17 protein-coding genes, 1 tRNA gene and 3 pseudogenes are annotated in these 25,545 nt (G+C 56.6%); 11 read left to right on the forward strand and 10 right to left on the reverse strand.

All coding sequences use genetic code 11. The features are described 5' to 3' along the window. Nucleotides 1-77: 77 nt before the first annotated feature. The 3 genes from QTO30_RS05135 to QTO30_RS05145 are packed head-to-tail and all read left to right on the forward strand — an operon-like array spanning nucleotide 78 to nucleotide 4,689. Complete coding sequence (locus QTO30_RS05135) at nucleotides 78-2,486, forward strand: GcvT family protein (protein WP_340422954.1); 2,409 nt, start codon at nucleotides 78-80, stop codon at nucleotides 2,484-2,486. 2 nt (nucleotides 2,487-2,488) lie between these two features. Further along, nucleotides 2,489-4,018, forward strand: coding sequence for a trimethylamine methyltransferase family protein (locus QTO30_RS05140; protein WP_340422956.1), 1,530 nt, complete (start codon nucleotides 2,489-2,491; stop codon nucleotides 4,016-4,018). Next, a complete protein-coding gene (locus QTO30_RS05145) occupies nucleotides 4,018-4,689 on the forward strand; it encodes a TetR/AcrR family transcriptional regulator (RefSeq protein WP_340422958.1) in 672 nt (223 codons plus the stop codon). Before QTO30_RS05140 ends, QTO30_RS05145 begins: the two co-directional genes overlap by 1 nt. Here QTO30_RS05145 and QTO30_RS05150 read toward each other — a convergent pair. Further along, complete coding sequence (locus QTO30_RS05150) at nucleotides 4,686-6,005, reverse strand: ATP-binding protein (protein ID WP_340422960.1); 1,320 nt, start codon at nucleotides 6,003-6,005, stop codon at nucleotides 4,686-4,688. The two genes, QTO30_RS05145 and QTO30_RS05150, sit on opposite strands and share 4 nt — an antisense overlap. Before the next feature lie 41 nt (nucleotides 6,006-6,046). On the opposite strand from QTO30_RS05150, the gene QTO30_RS05155 reads away from it, so the two are divergent. Next, a complete protein-coding gene (locus tag QTO30_RS05155) occupies nucleotides 6,047-6,949 on the forward strand; it encodes an MBL fold metallo-hydrolase (protein ID WP_445327131.1) in 903 nt (300 codons plus the stop codon). 100 nt (nucleotides 6,950-7,049) lie between these two features. After that, nucleotides 7,050-7,124, forward strand: a tRNA-Asn gene (locus tag QTO30_RS05160). A gap of 425 nt (nucleotides 7,125-7,549) precedes the next feature. On the opposite strand, the gene QTO30_RS05165 is transcribed toward QTO30_RS05160, so the two are convergent. After that, nucleotides 7,550-9,901, reverse strand: coding sequence for a methyl-accepting chemotaxis protein (locus QTO30_RS05165; RefSeq protein WP_340422962.1), 2,352 nt, complete (start codon nucleotides 9,899-9,901; stop codon nucleotides 7,550-7,552). Between the two features lie 202 nt (nucleotides 9,902-10,103). Here QTO30_RS05165 and QTO30_RS05170 point away from each other — a divergent pair, with 202 nt between their 5' ends. The 4 genes and pseudogenes from QTO30_RS05170 to QTO30_RS05185 all read left to right on the forward strand — a co-directional run bounded on the left by QTO30_RS05170 (nucleotide 10,104) and on the right by QTO30_RS05185 (nucleotide 13,694). Beyond that, nucleotides 10,104-10,931 carry a bifunctional allantoicase/(S)-ureidoglycine aminohydrolase gene (locus tag QTO30_RS05170; protein ID WP_340422964.1) on the forward strand — a complete coding sequence of 276 codons (828 nt, stop codon included), beginning with the start codon at nucleotides 10,104-10,106 and terminating at the stop codon, nucleotides 10,929-10,931. 155 nt (nucleotides 10,932-11,086) lie between these two features. Next, entirely contained in the window at nucleotides 11,087-12,094 is a 1,008-nt protein-coding gene (locus tag QTO30_RS05175; protein ID WP_340422966.1) for an ABC transporter substrate-binding protein, read from the forward strand. A 53-nt stretch (nucleotides 12,095-12,147) separates the two neighbouring features. Then, nucleotides 12,148-12,936: pseudogene (locus QTO30_RS05180) on the forward strand (ABC transporter ATP-binding protein). Next, nucleotides 12,936-13,694, forward strand: a complete 759-nt coding sequence (locus QTO30_RS05185) for an ABC transporter permease (protein WP_340422967.1) — start codon at nucleotides 12,936-12,938, stop codon at nucleotides 13,692-13,694. The pseudogene QTO30_RS05180 and the gene QTO30_RS05185 overlap by 1 nt, the downstream one beginning before the upstream one ends. On the opposite strand, the gene QTO30_RS05190 is transcribed toward QTO30_RS05185, so the two are convergent. Both QTO30_RS05190 and puuE read right to left on the reverse strand, forming a co-directional pair. Continuing rightward, the gene (locus QTO30_RS05190; RefSeq protein WP_340422968.1) at nucleotides 13,691-14,173 is read right to left on the reverse strand and encodes an ureidoglycolate lyase; all 483 of its coding nucleotides are present in this window, start codon (nucleotides 14,171-14,173) and stop codon (nucleotides 13,691-13,693) included. The genes QTO30_RS05185 and QTO30_RS05190 overlap by 4 nt on opposite strands. Continuing rightward, nucleotides 14,170-15,583, reverse strand: a pseudogene (gene puuE, locus QTO30_RS05195) (allantoinase PuuE). Before puuE ends, QTO30_RS05190 begins: the two are co-directional and overlap by 4 nt. 150 nt (nucleotides 15,584-15,733) lie before the next feature. On the opposite strand from puuE, the gene uraH reads away from it, so the two are divergent. After that, nucleotides 15,734-16,087: a hydroxyisourate hydrolase gene (gene uraH, locus QTO30_RS05200; RefSeq protein WP_340422970.1), complete on the forward strand. Its 354-nt coding sequence runs from the start codon at nucleotides 15,734-15,736 to the stop codon at nucleotides 16,085-16,087. 2 nt (nucleotides 16,088-16,089) lie between these two features. Beyond that, the gene (locus tag QTO30_RS05205) at nucleotides 16,090-17,328 is read left to right on the forward strand and encodes a urate hydroxylase PuuD (RefSeq protein WP_340422971.1); all 1,239 of its coding nucleotides are present in this window, start codon (nucleotides 16,090-16,092) and stop codon (nucleotides 17,326-17,328) included. Between the two features lie 33 nt (nucleotides 17,329-17,361). Here QTO30_RS05205 and hflX read toward each other — a convergent pair whose 3' ends face one another. The 6 genes and pseudogenes from hflX to QTO30_RS05235 all read right to left on the reverse strand — a co-directional run bounded on the left by hflX (nucleotide 17,362) and on the right by QTO30_RS05235 (nucleotide 25,514). After that, nucleotides 17,362-18,636 (reverse strand): GTPase HflX, encoded by a 1,275-nt coding sequence (gene hflX, locus QTO30_RS05210; protein WP_340422972.1) that lies wholly within the window; start codon nucleotides 18,634-18,636, stop codon nucleotides 17,362-17,364. A 2-nt stretch (nucleotides 18,637-18,638) separates the two neighbouring features. Continuing rightward, on the reverse strand, nucleotides 18,639-18,872 hold the full coding sequence (gene hfq, locus QTO30_RS05215; RefSeq protein ID WP_008235856.1) for an RNA chaperone Hfq: 234 nt from the start codon (nucleotides 18,870-18,872) through the stop codon (nucleotides 18,639-18,641). Nucleotides 18,873-18,988: 116 nt separating this feature from the next. Then, nucleotides 18,989-20,507 (reverse strand): annotated as a pseudogene (locus QTO30_RS05220) (TrkH family potassium uptake protein). Then, nucleotides 20,507-21,883 (reverse strand): Trk system potassium transporter TrkA, encoded by a 1,377-nt coding sequence (gene trkA / locus QTO30_RS05225; protein ID WP_340422974.1) that lies wholly within the window; start codon nucleotides 21,881-21,883, stop codon nucleotides 20,507-20,509. Before trkA ends, QTO30_RS05220 begins: the two are co-directional and overlap by 1 nt. Further along, the gene (gene ntrX / locus QTO30_RS05230; protein WP_340422975.1) at nucleotides 21,880-23,283 is read right to left on the reverse strand and encodes a nitrogen assimilation response regulator NtrX; all 1,404 of its coding nucleotides are present in this window, start codon (nucleotides 23,281-23,283) and stop codon (nucleotides 21,880-21,882) included. The genes trkA and ntrX overlap by 4 nt, the downstream gene beginning before the upstream one ends. Further along, nucleotides 23,268-25,514 (reverse strand): sensor histidine kinase, encoded by a 2,247-nt coding sequence (locus QTO30_RS05235; protein WP_340422977.1) that lies wholly within the window; start codon nucleotides 25,512-25,514, stop codon nucleotides 23,268-23,270. Before QTO30_RS05235 ends, ntrX begins: the two co-directional genes overlap by 16 nt. Nucleotides 25,515-25,545 lie beyond the last annotated feature (31 nt).

The raw sequence follows: 25,545 nt of genomic DNA on the forward strand, positions 1-25,545 counted from the left end.
GATGCAGTGTTTCTGTACAGGAATGTATAGAATACCCGGCATGCCAGACGCGCCGGGACGATGCGGAGGGTCCATTCATGAAATCTCACTATCAGGCCGTGGTCATTGGCGGCGGCGTTGTTGGCACCTCTGTGCTGTACCATCTAGCGAAATTTGGCTGGAAAGACGTATGCTTGATCGAAAGATCGGTGCTGACAGCCGGGTCAAGCTGGCACGCAGCGGGCGGCATTCACGCGCTGAATGCAGACCCAAACATCGCCAGCCTGCAAGCTTATACCATCGATCTGCTAAGTGAGATCGAAGAAGAATCAGGCCAGAACATCGGGCTGCATATGACCGGTGGAATCACACTGGCGGGTACACCAGATCGCTGGGAATGGCTGCAATCGGCCTACCGCACCTTCCAATCCATCGGGATTGATGACTGTCGCCTGATCGGCCCAGAAGAGGCCAAGGAACTTTGCCCGATCATGTCGACCGACGGTATTCTTGGCGGCATGTGGGCTGACCGTGAAGGCTATATCGATACGACAGGCACGGTGCACGCCTATGCCGGTGCGGCGAAAAAACATGGTGCCGAGGTGATTGAACACAATCGTGTGTTAGAGCTGAACCAGACCGGAGATGGCTGGGAGGTCGTGACGGAAAAGGGTACGATCCACACCGAACACGTGGTCAACGCCGCGGGCCTTTGGGCCAAACAGGTGGGGCGTATGGCCGGGATCGAATTGCCCGTGTCACCACTCAACCACCATTATCTGATCTCGGATACGATCCCGGAGCTGGAAGAATTGGATTTCGAAGTGCCTATGACGGTGGACCTCGAAGGGTTCACCTATATGCGCCAGGATCAAAAAGGTATTCTGCTCGGCATCTACGAAATTGATCACGAGCATTGGAACATGGACGGCGCGCCCTGGGACTATGGGTTTGAGCTGCAACAGGAAGACCCCGACAGGATCGAAAAGGAGCTTATTCTGGGGTTTGAACGCTACCCTGCCTTACAAGAGGTCGGTGTGAAAACATGGGTCAACGGTGCCTTCACATTCTCACCCGATGGCAACCCGCTGGTCGGCCCGGTGCGCGGCAAACCCGGCTATTGGTGTGCCTGTGCGGTTATGGCCGGATTCTTGCAAGGTGGCGGTGTTGGCAAATCGCTAGCCGAATGGATGATCCATGGCGAGCCGGAAGCAGATGTCTTTGGTATGGACGTCGCCCGTTACGGCGATTTTGCCGAGAACAAACAATTCATCAAGGAAACCACCGGCCAGTTCTACACCCGCCGGTTCGTGATGACCTACCCCAACGAACAATTGCCCGCAGGCAGGCCGATGAAAATGGCCCCGGCCTATTCCGACATGACGGCCGCAGGCTGCCAATGGGGCGCAAGCTGGGGGCTGGAAGTGCCGCTCTACTTCGCACCCACGCCTGACTTCGAAGAAAAACCGTCGCTCAAGCGTTCAAACGCGCATGAGATCGTCGCGGCTGAGTGCAAAAATGTACGCGAGAATGTAGGGCTGTTGGACATCTCTGGGTTCTCAAGGTTCGAAGTTTCGGGCGCTGGATGCGAGGCCTGGCTCGACCATGTCATGGCTTCCAAGCTGCCAGCACCGGGGCACGCCCGTCTGGCACCAATGCTGTCGCCCGAAGGCCGGATGAAGGGTGATTTGACCGTCTTCAACTGGGGAAATGGCACCTATTGGATCATGGGGTCATATTATCTGCGCGATTGGCACATGCGCTGGTTCCACGACTATATGGGCGATGATGTTATGGTGAAGGACATTTCCGACGCCATGGTTGGCTTTTCTCTGGCGGGACCGAACAGCCGTAAGGTGCTGGAAAAGTTGACAGATGGGGACATCGCCGCCCTGCCCTTTATGGGGTGTGGCGCGTTTGATATCGGTCTGCACAAAGTCAAAATCGGGCGATTGTCGGTGGCGGGTGAATTGGGGTACGAAATCCATTGCCCCGCTGTGCATCACATCGCCCTGCGCAAGCTGTTGCTGGAGGCAGGTGCCGATCTCGGCATCGGTGAATACGGGTTCAATGCACTTCTCTCGCTACGGCTGGAAAAAAGCTTTGGCATCTGGAGTGCGGAATTCACCCAAGCTTACACGGCCGCGCAAACCGGCATGGACCGTTGGATTGCATGGGACAAAGACGATTTCGTCGGCAAAGACGCCGCGTTGCAGGAACACGACGGGAACGGACCTGCCCAACAACTTGTAACGCTGCATGTGGCGGCAGAAGACGCGGATGCCAGCGGATATGAACCCATCTGGAAGGATGGCAAGCGTGTCGGCTTCGTCACCTCCGGCGGATACGGGCACACGATGGATATGTCGCTCGCCATGGCGATGGTGGACAGTGATTTGGCAATGGAAGGCACCGAACTGACCGTTCATATCGTCGGTGTAGAACGTAAATGTACCATCATCGCGCCATCCCCCTATGACCCACAGGGGCAGGCGATGCGAGGTTAGCGATGACCGACCAGCCCAAACGCAAAGGAAGACGCGGGCGTGGCACCGCACCCGCGTCGCACCGCACGGTAAACTATCGTCAGTTGCGCAACCCCTTCCCGCCGATGGATGTGTTTTCCGGCGATGAAATCGCGAACATGCACGAAACCGCGCTGCAGACGCTGGAAGAGCTGGGCATGAAAGTTCTTTTGCCCCAAGCACGCGCCGTCTTTGCCAAGGCGGGCGCTCGGGTCGACGATGAGATGGTGTATATCGGTCGCGATCTGGTAGCGGCGGCCATTGCCTCCGCCCCAAAGTCATTTACTTGCAAAGCGGGTGCCACCCACCGCGACTTCACAATGGAACTGGGTGCGCTGACGTTTCAGCCGGGTGCAGGCGCACCAAACTGTACCGACCTCAAACGCGGGCGGCGCGCTGGTACTGGCCGCGATTTTCGCGAATTGATTCAGCTGACCCATCACTTCGACGTATTCCAAATGGTATCGCCACTGGTTGAACCGCAGGATATCGCGATTCACCTACGCCACTACTTTACAGTCGAGGCGCAACTGACACTCACCGACAAGTTCCCGTTCTTCTTTTCAAGAGGTACGCCGCAGGTGATGGACAGCTTTGAAATGCTGCAAGGTTTCCGTGGCTTATCTGACGATGCTTTCGCGGCGGACCCGTACTGCTATACTATCATCAATACCAACAGCCCGCGCACATTGGACATTCCCATGGCGCAAGGCCTGATTGATTTCGCCAAGGCGCGCCAACTCTCTATTGTCACCCCCTTTACATTGATGGGTGCAATGGCACCGATTACCGTGGCTGGTGCAATCACGCTCAGCCATACTGAAGTACTGGCCGCTCTTACCCTGACGCAACTGGTCAATCCGGGCGCGCCGGTCTGCTATGGCACGTTCACGTCCAACGTGGATATGAAATCAGGCGCACCCGCATTCGGCACGCCTGCGCATTTCCAAGCGTCACTCGCCGCCGGTCAAATGGCGCGGTTCCTGGGATTGCCTTGGCGCAGCGCGGCTGGATCAGCGTCAAACATGAACGACGTGCAAGCGGCCAATGAAAACCAGTTCGGCCTGTGGGGATGTTTGATGGCCGGGGCATCGGTCATCATTCATTCGGCAGGTTGGCTGGAAGGTGGTCTTTCTGTGTCCTACGAAAAACTGATCTGCGATGTTGAAGTTCTGAACATGATTGCAGAGCTTTGTGCCGGACGTGCGGCAGGCACAGATGAGATCGGTTTTGACGCCATTGCCGAGGTTGACCCAAGCGGTCATTTCTTTGCAACAACTCAAACCATGGCGCGCTACAATACCGAGTTTTATGAACCGGTTGTTCACGACTACGCCAACTTTGGCACCTGGACCGAACGTGGCAGCATTGATGCCTCCACCCGTGCGACCGCTGTCTGGACCAAAATCATCGAGGATGATGTACGGCCTGCGGTAGACCCCGATAAGGTCGCTGCCCTAAAGGCTTACGTCGCCAAACGCACAAACGAGGGCGGCGCACCGCCGGAAAGCTGATGGAACATCGCGATACACCTCTTCTGGATCGGGATAACCCCGAGATTGAACCACTTGCCGGACATACCAAGGTCACGCGCAATGACTGGCTGAATATCGCGCGCGATATTCTGGTGAATGATGGTGTCGGCGAGGTGAAGATCCTTAAGATGGCCGAACGCTTGGGCGTCTCACGCTCCAGCTTCTATTGGTACTTTGAGAACCGCAAAGACCTGCTGAATGCGCTTCTAGAAGAATGGGCACAGCGCAACACTGCACGTATTGTCGCCCATTGCAGACGTGATGCAGGCAATGCGAGCGGAGCACTTTGCAACTTCTTTGAATGCTTCGTGAATCCTGCGATTTTTGACACCCGGCTGGATTTTGCTGTGCGCGAATGGGCGCGTCGCGACAAAGGGCTACGCGCCCGGATTGATGCCGCGGATGATGAACGGATGCAGGCCGTCAAAGAGATGTACCAGCGGCATGGGTATGATGCAGTAGATGCGGACGCGCGCGGACGCATCCTTTACTTCATGCAGCTTGGCTATCACGCGCTCAAGGAATTCGAACCGATGGAAGAACGTATGTCGCGGATGACACCGTACTTGCGGGGCTTTTTGGGGCACGAGCCGGATCAGGATGCCATCAACGCGTTTTTCGCCTATATTGCAGACAACAACCTGACTTAACGGGCTAAAACCACTTCAGCCTTCAACCCGCCCAATTCCTCGCTTTCTCCCAAACGCAACACGCCGCCATGTGTCCGGGCAATATCGGCAACAATAGACAATCCCAGGCCCACACCGCTCCCCTTGTCCTGATTACGCGCCGGATCAAGACGCACAAAGGGGCTCAGCGCCTCATCGCGTTGTTCCGGCGGAATACCGGGACCGTCGTCCTCAACCCAGAACCGCACCGCACGATCGGTGACGCTGACACCGATCTCTGCCTTCTGACCATAGCGCAACGCATTCCCGATCAGATTGTCCAACGCGCGCCGGATAGCCAGTGGGCGCAAGCTAACGGGGTCGTCGGGGCCTTCCACTGCGCCAAGTGTAACACCCTGCCCCATCCGTCTGGCATCATCCAATACGGCATGCACGATTTGCGATGGTTTGGTAGGCTCCAGACTGTCGCCCGCATCCGTGCGCGCGAAATCAAGAAACGCATTCAACAGCCGTTCCATATCATCAACATCATGCGCCAGTGGTTCGGCGTCTTTGGCATCCAGCATTGACAGGCCAAGGCGCATGCGGGTCAAGGGTGTGCGCAAATCATGACTGACACCGGACAGCATCATCGTGCGGCTTTGGGTCTGGCGTTCCAGCCGGTTGCGCATGTCAAGAAATGCCATCCCAGCGGCGCGCACCTCGACCGCGCCTGTTGGCGTGAATGGGGTGATCCGGCCCTTGCCATAATCCGCGGCAGCGCGCGCCATGCGCTTGATCGGGCGTAACTGATTGCGCAAGAACACATAAGCAATGCCTGTCATCAACCCGCCCAATACCACCATAATCACAATCAACTGATGTGGGTTTGACGCCGAAACGCGCCGTCGCCGAAGTTCCATTTTCATCGGGCCGTGGCGGGTATCGGCCCACACCACAAGCTGTCGGCGATCCTGCAACGACACCGCCAGAACATTTTCAAGACCTTCCCGCAAAGTCTCGATTACGGTTTCCCCCGTCAGATCAACGAAGGGTCTGACGTCTTGCGCAAGAGCATCACGGGCGGGAAGAACTGTCGTAATCTCCAATGGTGCATCAATTTGCGCCACTGCGGCACGGGCCCCTGCCAAATCAGGCTGCGCATTCACCGTATCAAGCAAAAACCGCAGCTCGATGTTAACAGCGCTTGTCATTAGCCGTGTCACACCTTCAAAATGGCGTTGGATGAACACAACCGAGACCAGCAATTGCAAAAGCAAAATCGGCAACACCAGAATGAGCCCCGCCCGAGCGTAGATGCCACGCGGCATATATTTTTTGAGCCAACCAAAGAACATGGTGCCACGCTAGCTGTCCTGACCGAAAACGGAAAGCGCTTGTGAGCACCCCTTTCGCACCAATAGCAGGCCAACCCGTCGCACTGGCTGAGGACCTGACGCTGGTCTTGGCACCCAATCCGTCCCCGATGACCTATCTTGGCACGAATACCTATTTGCTGGGCAACGCGACTTTGGCCGTTGTCGACCCAGGACCGGATGATCCGGCGCATTTACAAGCCTTGAAACACGCGATCGCCGGACGGCCCGTGTCGCATATTCTGCTCACCCACAGCCATTTGGATCACTCGCCGCTGTCTGCGGCGCTATCGGCCCAGACAGGCGCACCAATCTATGCGTTTGGCGATAGTACCGCGGGCCGCAGTACAGTGATGCAGCAATTGGCGAGGGCTGGTCTGGCTGGCGGTGGCGAAGGAATAGACCATAACTTCCAGCCGGACAAAAGACTTCGGGATGGCGAGGTGCTGCGTGCAACATGGGGACAGATTGAAGCGATCCATACACCCGGACATATTGGAAACCATCTATGCTTTGCATGGCGCGACGCAATCTTTACCGGCGATCATGTGATGGGATGGGCAAGCTCTCTGGTCTCGCCACCCGATGGCGACCTGACCGATTTCATGACATCCTGCGCCCGCCTTGGGACTTATGAAGCATCCACTTACTACCCTGGCCACGGTGCGCCAATCGCTGAACCCCAAGCACGTCTTAATTGGCTGGTGTCCCACCGTCACAATCGCGAAGCGCAGATTTTGGGAGCGCTATCCGAACAGCCAGCGCGCGTATTGGACATCACACTTGCGGTCTATCATGATATCGCGCCGGGCCTTCAGGCGGCTGCGGCACGCAATGTTTTTGCCCATCTCGTTGATCTGCATCAACGAGGTCACGTAACTGCTCGCCCTGACCTGTCGATAGCGGCCACCTTCGCCCTTGCATGATGTGACGACAACCCGTTTTCAGGTCAGGCAAAAGTTTCGCATAAACAGCATAAATCCCTCTGGACCTCTCGGAATCGCATTGCTATATGGGCGCGAGTGTTCCGACGTAGCTCAGCGGTAGAGCAGTTGACTGTTAATCAATTGGTCGTAGGTTCGATCCCTACCGTCGGAGCCAATTTTCCTAGAGTTAACGAGACGATTGAGGCCTCTCGCACGAGGGGGTTTTGTCGTTTTAGGGTGGCTCTACAATAAATCGGGGTCCAAGCGGCCCGTTTTAGGCCACTCGCCTTATTGCAAAATCACGCTGCTTTGTTTTCAGGCTCAGGGTCATCAAGCAGCTTGGCGTGAATGTCCTTGGAATATTCCTCCATGGCGCGGACAAATCTCTTCGGGTTTCCTTGTCGAGGCGGCTGACAATCGGTTCGGGATTAGGCACTCCAAGAAGGTAAAGGTCGCCGCGCAGATCAACAGAAAAGCCGTCAGGTTGATCCCATGGGCATCGATCAGGCGCCCGCGTGAGAAGGGTTTGGTCGGGTTTGCAGGTCATGCAGCGTCCCTCAATACCCAAAGTATTGCCGCTATAGGAGCAGAGGTTGCTAGTCAGAAATCTTGCCAGATATCGGTCGCGCGCCGCCCGCCTCCTTGAACCGCTGCTGCGACCGCTGGTCTTTCCAATTGCGGTTCTGCTTGCTTCTGCGCAGCAGGTTGCGGGACAAATTCGCTGATGTTGTCAACGACTGACGTTTGGCTGACCTTGGCTTCGTCCAATCGGAACCGCTTGACCAATTGCTCCAATTCAGCAGCTTCGCCGTTCAATGCATGACTGCTGGCGGTCGCCTCCTCGACCATCGCCGCATTTTGCTGCGTGACCTTGTCAAGCTGGGTGACCCCGATGTTGATTTCGCCAATCCCGATTGATTGTTCTTCTGCGCCAGAGGCAATTTCTGCCACAAGATCAGATATATGATTGATATGACCTGCGATCTTCGTCAGTACCTCGTAAGCCTGGCCAACCAGACTAACGCCGCGTTCGACTTGGCTGGAGCTTTCACTGATCAAGGATTTGATCTGCTTGGCAGCATCGGACGACCGCTGCGCCAAAGCACGGACCTCAGACGCCACAACCGCAAAACCACGACCCGCTTCGTAAGCACGCGCGGCCTCGACCCCTGCGTTCAGCGCAAGAAGGTTCGTCTGGAATGCAATGTCATCAATCACACCGATGATCTGTGAGATCTCCTGCGACGATCCCTCGATTTCGGTCATCGCGCGCACAGTGTCCTTCACAACCGGTTCGCTTTCATCTGCATCCTGGCGCGCGCTTGTGACAACGTCCTTGACCTGACGCGCGCCGTCCGCCGCAGATTTTACGCTCGCCGTCATTTCATCAAGAGCCGCCGCGGTCTGTTCAAGGGTTGCAGCCTGATTTTCAGTGCGCCGTGACAGATCATCCGAGGAACTGCTCATGGCATCGGAACGCTGTCTGATCGTCCCCGACCGGATCACAACGGAGCCAATCGTTTCATTTAGATTTTGCATCGTACGATTGTAGTCTTGGCGCAGCTGATCATATTCACCGTCAAATGGTGTCGAAATCTGATGAGTCAGATCTCCATCCGCCAGTTTTGTCAGGGCAACGCTCAAGCGGTTCACAACCTGCACCTGCTTTGCCTGAAGCGTCTGCCGTTCCTCCTCGGCCTGATCCGAGGCCATCAGCTTGTCACGGAATCTGTCAAGGCCTTGAAACAAGTGACCTATTTCGTCGCCTCGCGTTTGATCCGAAAGATCAACATCATACGATTTGTTAGACACCTCTGTCATCGCTTCACCAAGGCGGGACAGAGGACGCACAACAGACCGCGCCGTCAACCAACCCAAAATCGCCGCAAGACCGGCAACAAACAGCGTGACAAACAACTTCTTGTTCCGCGCGGCAACAACGGGTGCCAAGACCTCGGCAACACCAAACTCGCCGATCACAGCCCATTGCTGGCCAAAAATATCGATCAATAACCCATCAGCAAAGACCAAGCCACCATACAGCCCCTGCGTGAGTTCTTGCCCCGTTTCGCCAGACGAAAGAAGGTTGGCCACCTGCTGATACTCAGCCACATTCGTCAAAACCGGCTGCCCACCTTCGAAGCGCGATATGCTACGGGTCAGGCCATCGGGTCCGACAGCATAGACTTTACCCGTTTCTCCCAAACCGGTCGGATTGTTGAAGACAGCATAGATCTGGCTTGCAGGCAGTTGTACGGCGGCCACGCCTTTTATCTGGCCTGTCTGGTCAAATAGTGCCGTCGACAGAAACGACGCAGCCGCGCCTGAACTGGGCGCATAAGCTTCAAAATCTGCAAAATAGACTTCGCCAGCAACCCCATCCCTTGCCTGTGCAAAGGCACTGCCGAGCCCGGAACTTGCGTAGGGACCGGTTGCAAAGTTCGTGGCAAAATCCTCCTCTTTCGCGACAGAGTAGATCAAATCGCCCTCAAGGTTAAACAGGAAGATATCATAAAGCCCCATGGTTTCCTTAATCTGCCGAAAGTAGGGGTGAAACTGCCCATGCTGGAAATGATAGGGCACCGATTCAGACGCCTGATCGAATTTGTCCCGCTCACCCTGCGGATTGGGATTATTGGTAATGTAAGCGGCTTGCAGGCCCGCGCTATCAATCATCAGGTTGTAGGAACTCGAGAAAGAGCTGACCGCGGCCAGAAAGCTGGGATCGTTGCCGAATGCTCTAACACCTTGGCCTTTGTTTTCGAACCAGTTTACGATTGCATCGCCCCGACCCTCTGTCAAAATCTGCAAATTCTGGCGCGTTTCCGATTGGATCGCAGCCCGAAAATCCAGATAGCTGACCGCAGCAATGCTGACACTTGCAGACACACAAAGCGCCGCAATGATCGTCGGCAGTTTTCGTGACAATGCCACGGATGCAAAGAACCCCATCGGTACCTCTATTTTCCAGAACGTGTTCTGCCTCTATGCACGCCCCAGCTTAAGATCAGCTTAAGCGTCGTCTTCCGCGGGACAGAGATGATCAGATTTGCACGTGAAGTCAGAGCGATCCGCGTGACTGACGATTTCAGCATGGTGTCTTCAGCACAGGCGCGGCATAGTTGAGAGGCGGACAAAACAAATCGGAGCAGTCATGCCAGGCAAATATTACGCACCAACCGGCGGGCACCCGGGCCAAGACCATTTGCTGACAGATCGCGCCGTATTCACAGATGCTTATGCGGTTATCCCCAAAGGCACGATGCGTGATATCGTGACCAGCTTTCTGCCCTTCTGGGACGACACCCGCCTATGGGTAATCGCCCGGCCACTCAGCGGCTTTGCCGAAACATTCTCGCAGTACATCATGGAGGTAGCACCCGGTGGAGGATCGGAGCAGCCCGAGACTGACACCCGCGCCCAGGGCGTTTTGTTTGTGGTTGAAGGCACGGCCACGCTGACCGTCGATGGAGCCATATATGAGCTCAAGCCGGGCGGCTTTGCATATCTGCCACCATCAGCGACATGGCACTTGCACAATCGTGCACAAAACACGTTACGCTTTCACTGGATCCGCAAGCTGTATGAGACCGTACCGGGCTTGGCTGAACCGGACGTGATTATCACCAATGAAGATCAGATCACCCCCACCGTGATGCCAGATACAGATGGCAAATGGACGACAACGCGTTTTGTTGACCCTGCCGATCTGCGCCATGATATGCACGTTACCATCGTCACCTTCGAACCCGGCGCCGTCATTCCCTTTCTGGAAACACATGTCATGGAACACGGGTTGTATGTGTTGGAAGGCAAGGCGGTTTACCGGCTCAACAACGATTGGGTCGAGGTGGAGGCGGGCGATTATATGTGGTTACGCGCGTTCTGCCCACAGGCCTGCTATGCAGGCGGTCCGGGCCAGTTCCGCTATCTGCTTTACAAGGATGTGAACCGGCATATGGCGTTGGGCGGGTTCAAATGATGACAAGATAAAGTGGCTAAATATGCGCCGTTGCCTGTTTTTTGTGCGATTGCGGCCAAATCAGTGTGGATTACTGCGTTGCGATCCGGCTAACATGTTCCTTGATTGCTGCCACTGCTAGGTCAAGAGCAGCAACACAAACAGGGGATATCAGTATGATTTTTGACAAGAAGCTTCTCGCGCTCGCAGCCGCACTCTTCGCCGGGCCTGCCATGGCAGAAACTGACATGCCGTTCGCGCTTGACTGGAAATTTGAAGGGCCATCCGCACCTTACTTTCATGCGCTGGATGCTGGCTATTTCGCGGATGCCGGTTTGGCGGTCACCATCAGCGAAGGGGCCGGGTCGCTGGATGCGATCCCAAAGGTGGCGACAGGCGCTTTCCCGGTTGGGTTTGCCGATATCAATTCGCTCATGCGCTTTTTGGACCAAAACCCCGGTGCGCCCGTCACGGCTGTAATGATGGTCTACGACAAGCCCCCATTTGCAATCGTTGGCCGCAGATCGTTGGGTGTCGAAACACCTGCTGACCTTGAAGGCAAAATCCTCGGTGCACCGCCCCCAGATGGTGCCTGGGCGCAGTTCCCGATCTTTGCGGCTGAGACCGGTATCGATGCCGATGCGATCACTGTGGAGCCTGTTGGCTTTCCGACCCGCGAGCCGATGCTTGCCGAAGGCAATGTCGCCGCGATCACAGGCTTTTCCTTCTCATCGACGCTGAACCTTAAGCGGCTGGGCATCCCTGCCGATGATATTTCGGTGCTGTTGATGGCGGATTATGGCGTTGACCTATATGGTAATGCGATCATCGTGAATACAGATTTTGCAGAGGCAAACCCAGAGCTGATCACCAGCTTTCTTGGGGCTGTGGCGATGGGCTGGAAAGACGCTATCGCAACGCCAGATGCCGCAATTGAGGCCCTGTTGGAGCGCAACCCCGCAGCCGATGCTGCACTCGAAACAGAACGTTTGCAAATGGCGATCGACGCCAATGTTTTGACTGACTACGTGATGACAAACGGCATGGGGGGTATTGATAACACCCGTATGATGAACGCCATTGAGCAAACAAAATCTGTGTATGAGTTCAACAACGCACCAGACCCATCCATTTACTTTGATGGCAGCTACCTGCCCGCCGCTGAAATGCTGATGCTCAAGTAGGATAAAGCTTGGGCCGTTGCATATGCGGCGGCCCAAAGCACGAGGCCGCAAAGATCGAAAATCTTATTGAAATCAAAGGCGTCAGGCACGCCTATCAAACCGCCTCTGGCCCCTTAGAGGTTTTGGACGGTTTGGAGTTGACCGTACCCGAGGGTACCTTTGCCGCCGTTGTCGGCCCGTCAGGTTGTGGGAAATCCACGCTCACACGGCTGGTCGCCGGGCTGATGGCACCTGATGAAGGCGAGGTATGGTTACATGGTGAGCGTGTGAAAGGACCCCGCAAGACAGTGGGGATGGCGTTCCAAAACCCGGTGCTGCTGGAATGGCGCACAATCCTAGACAACGTGATCTTACCGCTCGAGATTGTGGCCCCTCGGATGCCACGCGCGGACCGTGAAAAGCGCGCGATGGAGCTGCTGGACATGGTTGGGCTTGCCGGGTTCGAAAACAAACGCCCTTCAGAGCTTTCCGGCGGCATGCGACAACGCGCCTCCCTCTGCCGATCACTGGTGCACAAACCCGATGTGCTGATTATGGATGAACCCTTCGGCGCACTTGATGCCTTTACGCGCGAAGACCTGTGGCAAACCATGCGGGATCTACGCCATGCCGAGCCGTTTACGGCAGTGCTGATCACGCATGACCTGCGCGAAAGTGTGTTTCTGGGGGATCAGGTGATCGTTTTGTCCGGGCGCCCTGCCCGCACCCAATATGTGATGGACGTTGATTTGTAGGCGGATCGCACATTGGATGCACTCTTCACGCCCAAGGCCGCCGACATGCTGCACACATTGCGCGACCAGATCAAAATCGCCCAGGGCCGCGCGGTGGAGGAACACTGATGTTCAGTAAGATCGCAACACCAGTCATAGCTATCATTGTGTTCCTGGGGCTTTGGGAGCTGCTGGTCTGGGCCAATGGCTGGCCCAACTTCAAAATGGCCTCACCTTCGGATCTGCCGCCTGCGTTCTGGAAGTACCGCGAGTTGTTCCTTGAGATGGGTTGGCAAACACTGTGGCGTACTGTCGTGGGCCTGATCATTGCCGTCATCGTCGGCACCGCCATCGGCATGATCATTGGTTTTTCACGCATTGCCCGCGATGCGCTCTACCCCCTGCTGATCGGTTTTAATGCGATCCCAAAGGCCACGCTTGTGCCGGTCATTTCGCTCCTGTTCATCGGCCAGCATGATTTCAATACGATCCTGATGGCCTTCATGATCTCGTTCTTTCCCATTGCCGTGTCAGTCGGCATTGGTCTGTCGACGCTAGAACCGGAATACCGCGATATCCTGCGCGCGCTGGGGGCATCGCGCTACACGATTTTCGTGAAAATCGCCTTACCCAAGACGCTGCCAGAGTTCTTCGGGGCGCTCAAAGTATCTGCCACGCTCGCCTTCATCGGCACCAATCTGGTCGAGATCGTCAGCCCACACGGGCGCGGCCTTGGCGCGCTTTTCAAGTCAGGCGAGACGAATGGAGATTATCCGCTGATGTTCGCCGTCCTCATCGCACTCGCCTTCCTTGGGATCGTGCTTTATTACGCTGTGATTTTTCTAGAACGTATTTTTGCGGGTTGGGCTGACCGAGAGGCCACCTAACCCATGATCAGATAGGGTGTCGCGAACCAATGCTCTTGCAGGTTTGCACCCGGGCCAATGCGATCAACCACAGCAAAAAGGCCCGGCGCATGGAGCGGGGTCAATACGCCGTGCCAGGTGCCACGGGCATAGTTCACCCCCTGCCCCGGTGCCGTCAGAAATGCGCGCGGTTGACCGGGAATGCCGTCTGCATCGGCCGCGACAATCACGACGAAGGGATCAAAACTCATCGGTAAGAAAGCCTGGCTGCCGTCAGGGTGGCGCTCCATCATATCAAGCGCGATCGGAAATTGGCGTGGTTCCGCGTTGAACAGGCTGATGCCCACCTTGCCGTCCACGATGTCAATTTGGGCACGGTCATGATAGCGGCCACACAGCCCTTGATTGATGATCTTATCCGGATCACCGGCAACCTCCAAAACGTCCCCAAAGGGTGCAAAAGCCTCTTTGGTCAGCGGCTCGGGTTGCAGCGTGTTCATCGGCCCAGCTTCTCGATCAAGCGCAGTTCAGCGATACGTTCGACCTGGCGGCAGGCCTCGGCAAACTCGGTATCACGATCATTTTCAATCCGCGCATGAAAGGCGGCGAGGATGGAAGCTTTGTCGTTATCTTTCACCGCAATAATAAACGGAAAGCCGTGCCGCGCCACATATTGTGCATTGAGCGCCTGAAACGTCTCGCGCTCTTGATCGGTCAGCAAATCTAGGCTTAGCCCCGGCCTGTTCCGCGGTACTTTCAGCGGTCAGCTTGCCCGCAGCAGCCAGTTTCCCGGCAAGATCGGGGTGGGCTGTCAGCACATCTTGCCGCTGTTCCTCCGACGCCGACCGAAAAACCCTCGTTAATGCGCTATGCACGCCTTGGGCTGTGTCATGCGTCGGGCCCAGTTCCAACCCGTGCGCCGCTTCGGCAATCCACGGGCTGTGTTCGAAGATACCGCCAAACGCGTCAACAAAATCGGCAACATCCATCAGAGAAGGACGGGTGCGATCCGCTGGCGGGTGTTCCACCGTCCAATGTTCTGCAATCTCCAAGCGGGTCGCGAACCAGACATCGTCGTGGGATTTTATGTAGTCAATCACCCGCGCCAAAGCCGCCGCACGCCCCGGCCGCCCCATTAAGCGACAATGCAACCCGATTGACAGCATCTTGGGCGCGCCAGCGTCCCCTTCAGCAGAGAGCATATCAAAGCTGTCTCGCAGGTAGTGCTCAAATTGATCACCGTTGGTGAAGCCTGCCTGAATGGCAAAGCGCATGTCGTTGCAGTCCATCGTGTACGGGACGATCAGCTGGTCCCGGCGACCAAAGCGCATCCAATATGGGAGGTCGTCCGCATAGCTGTCGGCGACATAGGCAAACTGACCTGTTTCAGCGGCCAAACGGACGGTGTTGTTTGAACAGCGACCGGTGTACCAACCGCGCGGGGCCGCACCTGTGACTTCTGTATGCAGCCGGATAGCTTCAGCCATCTGCGCGCGCTCCACGTCCTCTGGCATGTCTTTGTGTTCGACCCACTTCAGACCGTGGCTGGCAATTTCCCATCCAGCTGAACGCATAGCGGCAACCTGTTCGGGCGCACGGGCCAATGCGGTGGCAACGCCATAAACAGTGACTGGCAGTTCACCCAAAAGGCGGTGAAGACGCCAAAAACCGGCGCGCGATCCATACTCATAAAGCGACTCCATATTCCAGTGCCGCTGACCCGGCCAAGGCGTTGCCCCGGTAATCTCTGACAGAAATGCCTCGGATGCAGGATCGCCATGAAGCACGTTGTTTTCACCGCCTTCTTCGTAATTCAGCACAATCTGCACAGCGACCTTGGCATTATTCGGCCAATTGGCGGCAGGCGGTGTGGCACCATATCCAGTCATGTCTCGGGGGTAGCGGGTCACAGGCGGGCAATCCTTTTGTCAGTCCGCATTCTTTCTACAGAACAACACCCGTCGAACAAGCTGCAAAAACCAAGGCGCCCTGTCTATTCACTTTGCGGTCGGTGTGCCTTTCTGGCACAAATCAAGGAGCACACAGACAGGAGCAGCCTCATGAGCGGCTATCTTACAACCCACGTTCTGGACACGGCCCGCGGCTGCCCCGCTCAGGGGCTCAAGATTGAACTCTTCGCGATCAAGGACGACAGTCGCGTCCGCATTAAAACGCTGGTTACAAACGCGGACGGGCGCACGGATGAGCAGATATTGCCTGCCAAGAGCTTTGCCACCGGAACATATGAACTGGTCTTTCATGCAGGTGCCTACCTGGACGCCGTCGGCACACCGCCCGAGGCCCCCCGTTTCCTTGATATCATCCCGATCCGTTTTGGCATGTCAGAGGCTGCGCACTACCACGTGCCACTGTTATTGTCGCCCTTCGGGTATTCCACCTATCGCGGGTCTTGATCATGTATGATCTTGCAATTTTATGGGACTGGGTCGCCTTTTCCGTCCGCTGGCTTCATGTAATCACCGCTATGGCGTGGATTGGTGCGTCATTCTATTTCATCGCGCTTGATCTGATGCTGAAACCCGCGCCCGATATGCCTGACGGCGTTTCTGGCGAAGAGTGGGAAGTGCATGGCGGAGGGTTTTATCACACACAGAAATACATGGTCGCACCGGCACAGATGCCCGAGCACCTGACGTGGCACAAATGGCAAAGCTACTGGACCTGGCTGTCAGGTGCCGCGCTATTAATGATTGTCTATTGGGTGGGTGGTGAGCTTTACCTTCTTGATCCCACAAAAGCGGAACTGGCGTTGTGGCAAGGTATCCTGATCTCTGGCGGATCACTGACCATTGGCTGGCTTTTGTATGACGCGATGTGCAAGTCGAAACTCAGTGAGAATCCGACACTGCTGATGCTGCTGCTGTTTGCGATCCTTGTTGCAATGTCATGGGGTTACAATCAGATCTTCACAGGGCGTGCCGCCCTTTTGCACCTTGGTGCGTTCACGGCCACAATTATGACGGCCAACGTTTTTTTTCAGATCATGCCCAACCAGCGGATCGTTGTCGCCGACCTGAAGGCAGGCCGGACGCCGGACGCCAAATACGGTAAGATTGCGAAAGTACGCTCGACCCATAACAACTATCTGACCTTGCCGGTCGTGTTTTTGATGCTGTCGAACCACTACCCGCTGGCCTTTGGCACGGAGTATGCTTGGATCATCGCAAGCCTGATCTTTCTCACCGGCGTGACGATCCGGCACTATTTCAATACGATGCACAAGACCGGGAAAGGGCCGCATTGGACATGGGGTGTCACGGTGGTGTTGATGATCCTGATCGCGTGGTTATCGACGGTGCGCACAGGCGACACATGGCAAGAGGCAGAGGCGCGCGCGCTGACCCCTTACGAACAGCAGTTCGCCACTGCGGCCGGTTTTGATGCGGCCTATGATACCGTCATTGGCAATTGTTCGATGTGTCACGCGCGCGAACCTGTGTGGGGCAACATGCAGTGGGCACCCAAGGGCGTCTACCTTGAAACACCCAGCGATGTCGCCCGGCACGCAAGCGCGATCTACCTGCAAGCGGGCGTCAGCCATGCAATGCCCCCACCCAATGCGGTGCAGATGGATGCTGAGGCCCGGATGACACTGATCACCTGGGTACAAAACGTTAAGGAAGATGACGGCTAGTCTCGCGGCATTCTTGCGATGTGGAACGGATCGCTACAACCGTGCAAATCGCTCTTTCTGCAAGGCTGTCCAAAACACCGTTAAATCATACCCCGTCTCGGTCTGTGCTTCATCCGTGACAACACCCGCCTCAAAGAGCCATGCGCGTTTCTTGCCATCGGCAAACGACAAGGACAATTGCGCCTCATGGCGCGGGTCTTTGAGTTTGTCCGGGACGGCAGCCAATAACGGACCCATCCCTTCGCCTGTCATTGCGGAAACGGCATAAAGGTCATCCGTCCGCGCGGCCTGTGTGAGGACAGCATCCCGCGCGTCCCCTTCCAGCAGGTCCGTCTTGTTCCAAACCTCGATGATCGGGGCTTCTTCGGCCACACCAAGACTTTGCAGGATCGCGTGCACGTCTTGCGCCTGTTCTTCGGTCTGCGGGTGACTGATATCGCGCACATGCACGATCAGGTCCGCATCCAGCACCTCTTCCAAGGTCGCACGGAAGGCGGCGACCAGTTCGGTCGGCAGATCACTGATGAAACCCACCGTATCCGACATGATGACTTCGTCCCCGGCGGGCAGCACGATCTTGCGCATCGTGGGGTCGAGCGTGGCGAACAGCATGTCCTTGGCAAAGACCTCGGCCCCTGTCAGCCGGTTGAACAGCGTCGATTTACCCGCGTTCGTATACCCCACCAAAGCGACAATCGGAAACGGCACCTTGGCGCGCGAGGCGCGGTGCAACTCGCGGGTTTTGACGACCTTCGCCAATTGTTTGCGCAGGCGATTGAGTTGTTCATCAATGGCACGCCGGTCCGCCTCGATCTGTGTTTCACCAGGACCACCGACAAAACCCAAACCACCGCGCTGGCGTTCAAGGTGCGTCCAAGCCCGGACCAGACGGGTACGCTGATAAGACAGTGCTGCCATCTCGACCTGCAACACGCCTTCTGATGTGCGGGCCCGGTCGCTGAAAATCTCGAGGATCAATCCGGTGCGGTCCAGCAGCTTGACGCCCCACTCCTTTTCAAGATTGCGCTGTTGGACTGGGGTTACCGGACCGTCAATCAGGACCAGTTCGACCTCGGCATCATGGAACACCCTGCGCAGTTCCTCGATCTTGCCTTTACCGAATAGTTTGCCCGGATGAATGCGCGGCAGACGCACAATATCAGCCCCCACAACATCCAAATCCGGCAAAGCGGCGGCCAGCGACACACCTTCCTCCAACGCCGGTTCGGCAGCCCGGCGGCTGTGGTCAGTTTTCAGATCGGGATGCAGCACCCAAGCCCGCGTGACGGGGCGGTCGTGTTCGAGCAATGCTACTCTTCACCTTCGTAAAGGCTGATGGGCTGCGCAGGCATGATCGTAGAGATCGCGCTTTTATACACAAGTTGCGATTGGCCATCGCGGCGCAGCAGCACGCAAAAACTGTCAAACCACGTGATCACGCCCTGAAGCTTCACCCCATTGACCAGGAAAATAGTCACAGGAACCTTCACCTTGCGGACATGGTTGAGAAATGCATCTTGCAGATTTGCTTTATCGGCAGCCATCGCGACACCCTTTTTCTTATTCTTACGGCCGCGAACCGGCCCCCAGAGGTATTCCGAACAGTATGTCGCGGGTTTCCGGGACTTTCCACCCCCAAAATACAATTCAAAAGAAGCGCTTAGCGCTGCCAGATTTCCGGATTGAAGAGCGCGATAATCGCCAATGCCTCTAACCGCCCCAAGACCATGGCAAAAGCCAAAATCACTTTCGCCGCATCTGGTATGCCCGAATAAGCAATCGGTGTTTCTGCCGCGACCGAGGCCAGCGGCCCCGTGGTCGACAGCGCCGAAACGGCGAGCACCATAGCGGTTTCAAACTGCACGCCGGTCAATGAGAGCATCAGCATCACGGCGGCAATGCTAAGTGCAAACAACATAAAGAACACCCATGAGATGTAGGCGCCCTGCTTGCGGATACGTCGCGCGTCTTTGCCACCTCCCCCGATAGAGGACGGATGCAACAACCGCTCTTGCTCACGTTCGCCATGGCGGTAAAGCGCGTAGATCCGCAACAGTTTGACGCCGCCCGCCGTTGTCGCCACACCGCCGCCGATCAGCGCCATCCCGATCAAAAACAGCCCAGGCGTGCTGAGCCCTGACCATTCCGTCGCCCCGTCCCAATAATGCGATTCAAATCCTGTTGTGGTTAAGAAAGACGTGACCGTAAACAAGGCCCCCAAAATGCTGCAGCGACTTCGCGCGCCTCAGCCGGTTCTGCCTGCTCTGCGGCACCAATAAAATGGCGCAAGAACAACATCGTCGTCACCGTGCCGATGAGCACCAGAGCTGTTAAAAACTCAGGATCGCGCCGCAATCCTTGATCGCGCTCACCGATCAGCCCGCGGCTGAACGTCAGGCGTGAGAGGGCAAAGACGAAGAAGCAAAAGATCAGCAACTCCCCCAAAACCGCGAGGCCGCGAAGTAAAGCCCGCCAATGGCCGAGATACCTGAGGTCGATAGCGTCGACATCGCATGCATCAGCGCGACATACGGAAACTCGCCCGCAATCACGAGGCCGATCCACAACGCACCGGTCAGCGCCATATAAATGGGCGTCAGCGTCAACGTATAACGCACCAGTCGCTCGGCCGGGTCGGCGACTTGCGCGATCTGCGAAAACGCGCCCGACGCGCCCTTTCCCGCACTGCCGGCTGCACGCACCTCGAACCCCCCAAGGTTCATTGGCGCAAAGATGGAGACCGCCGTCACCCACACCAGCAAGCCGCCCATCCAGCCAACAAGGCCCCGCCACAGGTGCTGCGACGGGGTGAGCCGACCAGCAGTGTCGTAGACGGTTGCGCCGGTGGTGGTAAAGCTCGACACCATTTCAAACCAGGCATTCAGGAAGGATGTATTTCCGACCGCTTCATGAAACGGGACTGCGAACATGATAGGCAAAGCACTAAAGGCCGCCAGAAGCCCGACCAACTGACTGCGCGCCACACTGCGCGGCGCGTATCCGGCGGTTGCCAATGCGATCATCACGGTCAGCGTCGCAAACAGGATGAATCCATAAAAGAACACCCGCATCGTGTTGTAATCTTCCATCACAGCGGCATGTCCGGCAGGCGCAATCATCGCGATCGCGCCCAGACCCATCAGGATCACGAAAAATGGCAGGCGAACAACCCAACCCATCAAAAGAAGTCTATCGAAACCTGCAACAGGCGTTCCACTTCGGGCACATCGTCCGCCATCGCAAAGATCGCGATCACATTACCCTCTTCAATCCGGGTTTCACCCGTCAGGCGGACAACTTTGCCCTGTTGCATCACAGCACCCACCAGTGTCCCTTCCGGAAAATCCACGTCTTTCAGCTTTTGGCCCGCAATGGGCGAGGTGCTTAGCACCTGCGCCTCGATCACTTCAGCCTCGGCATCGCCAATGGAATAGACGCCACGCACCCGTCCGTGGCGGATATGGCGCAGGATAGAGCTCACCGTCGTGGCGCGCGGGTTGATGTAGGCGTCAATATCCAGCGGCCCCATCAGCGGAATAAGCGTCGGGTCGTTTACCAGCGAGATGGCCATCGGACATCCCATTTCCTTAGACCGCACCGCCGCCAGCAGGTTGGTCTTGTCATCATCGGTCACGGCAAGAACCGCGTCAGCACTCGCGATGCTCGCCTCTTCCAGCAATCCGCTATCCAAGCCATCACCGTTCAATACAATCGTCCGGTCCAACGCATCTGCGGCACGCTCCGCACATTCGCGCCGATGTTCAATAATCTTCACGCGAACCCGTTCTGTCCGCGCCTCAAGCGCCTGCGCGACACCAAGCCCGACATTACCACCCCCGATAATCACGATACGCTCTTGTTTGGACTGGGTTTTTCCGAAGATTTCTAATGTGCGGGTCATGTCGTGCGTATCGGTGAAGATGTAAACGTCATCCTCTGGGAAAATCTGATCGCCTGCTGATGGGACAAACAACGTCCCTTCCCGCCTGATGCCGACAACAACAGCGCGCAGGGTCGAAAACAGATCTGTCAGTTGCCGTAGTGGCGTATTGATGACAGGGCAATCTTCATCAATGGTTATGCCCAAAAGCTGGGCGCGCCCTTCCAGAAAGCTTTCCGTATCAAAGGCCGCCGGGGCTGCGAGCCGCTGCAATGCAGCTTCGGCTACTTCCCGTTCCGGCGAAATGACCACATCGATGGGCAAATGGTTACGCCGGTAAAGGTCAGAATAGGCCGGATCGAGGTAGTTTTGCGCCCGCAGGCGCGCAATCTTGCGCTGCACTGAAAACACCGAATGGGCCACCTGACAGGTGACCATATTCACCTCGTCTGAATATGTCGCGGCAATGACCATATCCGCATCCGATGCCCCGGCCCGGTCTAGTACGTCAGGGTAACTTGCGTTACCTGCGATACCCTGCACGTCCAGCGTATCTGTCGCGCGGCGTACCAGTTCGGGGTTGTTGTCAACGACCGTGACATCATTGTTTTCCCCTGACAAATGCCGCGCGATCTGCCAACCGACCTGCCCGGCACCGCAGATGATCACTTTCATGCGTCGTCACCTTCGACATAGGCGACACGACCGCCCGCCTTGTTGGTCGTCACAACGCCCAAGGACTTCAACTTACGATGCAGGGCTGACCGTTCCATGCCGACAAAAGCGGCCGTCCGGCTGATGTTGCCGCCAAACCGATTTATCTGCGTCAGCAAATACTCGCGTTCAAACAACTCACGGGCTTCACGCAGCGGCAGGGTGGCCAGCCCGCCAGCAAGAACGATCCGGCCTTCTTCGCCGCCGCCTTCTTCGCTATTGGGCAATTCCTTCGCACTGATGTCGCCGCTATTTTCCCCAAGAATAAGAACACGTTCCACGACATTCTTCAACTGACGCACATTGCCCGGCCACAGCATCGTCTGCAACAATGCGCGGGCGTCGTCAGCAAGTTGGCGTAGAGGTAGACCTTGCGCTTTGTTGCAGGCCTCGATGAAGTGTTCCGCCAAAAGCGGGATATCCTCGCGCCGTTCTTCCAGCGACGGCACGGCAATCGGCACCACGTTCAAACGGTGATACAGTTCTTCGCGGAATGTCCCTGCCGCTATTGCGGCTTCCAAATCACGGTTGGTGCTGGAAATCACGCGCAGATCAACCTGGACCTTATCGCCACCCCCCACACGCTGAAAGCGCTGTTCAACCAGCACCCGCAGGATCTTGGACTGGGTGCCGATGGGCATATCCGCGATTTCATCAAAGTAGACGACACCGCCATTGGCCTCTTCCAGCAACCCCGGTTCTACCCCGCGACCGCTGTCTTCACGGCCAAAGAGCACTTCCTCCATGCGCTCAGGTTCAATTGATGCGGAATTGACCACGATGAATGGTGCCGACGCGCGGTTCGAATTGGCGTGAATATACCGCGCTGCAATCTCTTTACCGGCCCCTGCCGGACCGGTCAGCATGACCCGGCCATTCGACTTCGTCACCTTTTCCAACTGAGACTTCAGGGTGCGAAATGCCGCGCTATCACCTAGCATTTCGGCTGTGTGGCTTTCGCCGCGCTTCAGTTGCACATTCTCTCGACGCAGACGCGAGGTCTCCATCGCGCGCCGGATCACCACCAGCAACTGATCAATATTGAAGGGCTTCTCGATAAAGTCATATGCGCCCTGCTTGATCGCCGCGACTGCGATTTCGATGTTGCCGTGGCCCGAGATAATGACAATCGGGACATCCGGGTGATCGCGCTTGACGGATTTGAGGATATCAATCCCGTCCATGTTGCTGTCTTTCAACCAGATATCAAGGATCATCAGCGCGGGTTGCTCTGCCGCGATCTGCGCCATGCACTCGTCTGAGGTTCCGGCAAGCCGGGTTGTGTAGCCTTCATCAATCAGAATTTCCGAGATGAGCTCGCGAATGTCGCGCTCATCGTCCGTGATCAGAATATCGCCCATGGGTTTACCTCATGCTGGAATTTTGGTGCCCGCGCAGCTTGCGCTGCGGCAGGCAGTTGAATAATGGCGCAGGCCCCGGCGTGATCATGGCCTGCAAAGCGGTCGGCGTCCGTCAGGGTGAGCGTGCCACCATGTTCTTCGATGATTTTCTTGACGATCGGCAGCCCCAGGCCTGTCCCCTCGCCCCGCGTCGTCACATAGGGTTCAAACAGGCGGGCACGGTCCTCTGGCAGACCGATCCCATTGTCGGAGATCTTAATTGTGACCTGCCGCGCATCGTAAGACATGCGCAACTGGATCTCGGGGCGGTAGTCTTTGGGGCTGTGCCTTTTGATGTAAGTTTCCGTCGCCTCGCCGGCGTTCTTCAGCAGATTGGTCAGCGCCTGGCCGATCATAGTGTCATCCATATCGACCAGAACCGCCTCTTCGGGGATGCTTGCGGCAAAGTGCACCTCCGGCTGACCCGCTATCTGCAACGACAGGGCGTCGTGCACCAGTTGGGTCAGATCATTCAAATGCAGTTCCGGTTCCGGCATCCGTGCGAACTTAGAGAATTCGTCAACGATGCGCCGCAGATCATTGGTCTGCCGGACAATCACATCAGTCATCTGTTCCAGCTTGTCGGCATCAAGACCTACCTGCTTATGAAACTTGCGATTGATACGTTCCGCTGACAGTTGGATCGGCGTGAGCGGGTTTTTGATTTCATGCGCGATGCGGCGTGCGACATCACCCCAGGCCGCCATCCGCTGGGCGCTAACCAGATCGGTCACGTCATCAAAGGCCACAACATAGCCTTCCAGCGTTCCGTCATTGTTACGCCGCTGCGCCATGCGCACCAGCAGGCTTTCCTGCTGGCCTTTGCGGATCAGGTTGATTTGTTCTTGTACGCTTTCCGTCTCGGTCTCGCAGACCTGCGCAAAGAGATCAGCAAATTCGGGTATCGCAACAGAGATCGCCGTTTCTTCGGGGTCATTGCCAGCGGACAGCAAGCCCCCTGCGGATGGGTTCACAAAGGTGACCCGCCCGAAAGCGTCCAACCCAACCACCCCTGATGTGACCGAACTGAGCACAGAGTCAAACAAGCGCCCGCGCCGTTCGGTCCGTTGATTGGTTTCGATCAACTGATCACGCTGCCCTTTCAGGCGGCTGGTCATCTGATTAAAGTAATGCCCCAATTGCGAGATTTCATCGTCGCCATCATCTTCGATCACACGTACATCCAGATCACCCGACCCCACGCGCTGGGACGCGGATACAAGCCGTCCGACAGGGCGCGACAAGCGCTCGGCAAACCAGAGCCCGCCCCAAATCGCACCCAAGATCAGGATCACGGCAAAACCCATGTAGAGCAAGCCGAACTGGAACAACAACTGGCCACGCTCGTTTTGCAACTCTTCATACTGGGCGACTGTCTCTGTGGTGTCATCAAGAAGCGACAGCACATTGCCATCCACAGCACGGGTCACATAAAGATAGCGGTCGCGAAAAGCGCTCAGGGGGATCAGCGCGCGGAATTCGTTGTTGGCAAAGTCCTGAATGATCGCCAGACCCGTTTCATCGGCACGTGTGAAGTCCTGTGCTGATGGGCGCTCATATCCAAACTCATACGACCGTGCACCCCGTGCCGTGATCGTGCCAAGACCGTCAATCACAAAGGCCTCGCTCAGCCCGCGCTCCACCTGCGCCTGAACGTCGCCAAGGGCCCGGCGCACCTCGCCATCATCCATAAAGAGGTTCGCCTGACGTTCGCGATTAAGATAGGCGGCCAGACCGCGCCCATCGCGTGTGAGTTCTTGGCGGTGTTCCTCTTCATAGGCTTGGGCGGTGGTCAATGAAGTGCGCAGGACATTGCCCACCGGTTCAGAGAACAAACCATCCAATGCGATTGAGATCAATGTGACGGAAAACACCGCCACCAGAACGATAGGGACAAGTGCCGACAGCGCAAAAACGCCGGTCAGACGCAAGCTAAGTTGCGACCCAGCCGATTTTGCACGTCGCGCCGAAAGCATCCGCGCCACCTGACGCATCACCAAGGCCGCGACGATCAGCACATAGATAAAATCAAGCAGCAGCACCAAACGTAGCGATGTTGAGGACGCGCCTTTGTCCAAAGGACCGACGACAATATAGGTCAACAAAGCCAAGACAGGTGCAACGACAACCAAGCTGATTGTGAACGCACTTTGCACATGCCGCTGGCGGAACCAGCGGGTTAGTCGCGTCATATTCAATCCCAGAAGGGTACGCCCCACGCGC

The sequence above is a fragment of the Yoonia sp. GPGPB17 genome (assembly GCF_037892195.1).
Taxonomy (GTDB): Bacteria; Pseudomonadota; Alphaproteobacteria; order Rhodobacterales; family Rhodobacteraceae; genus Yoonia.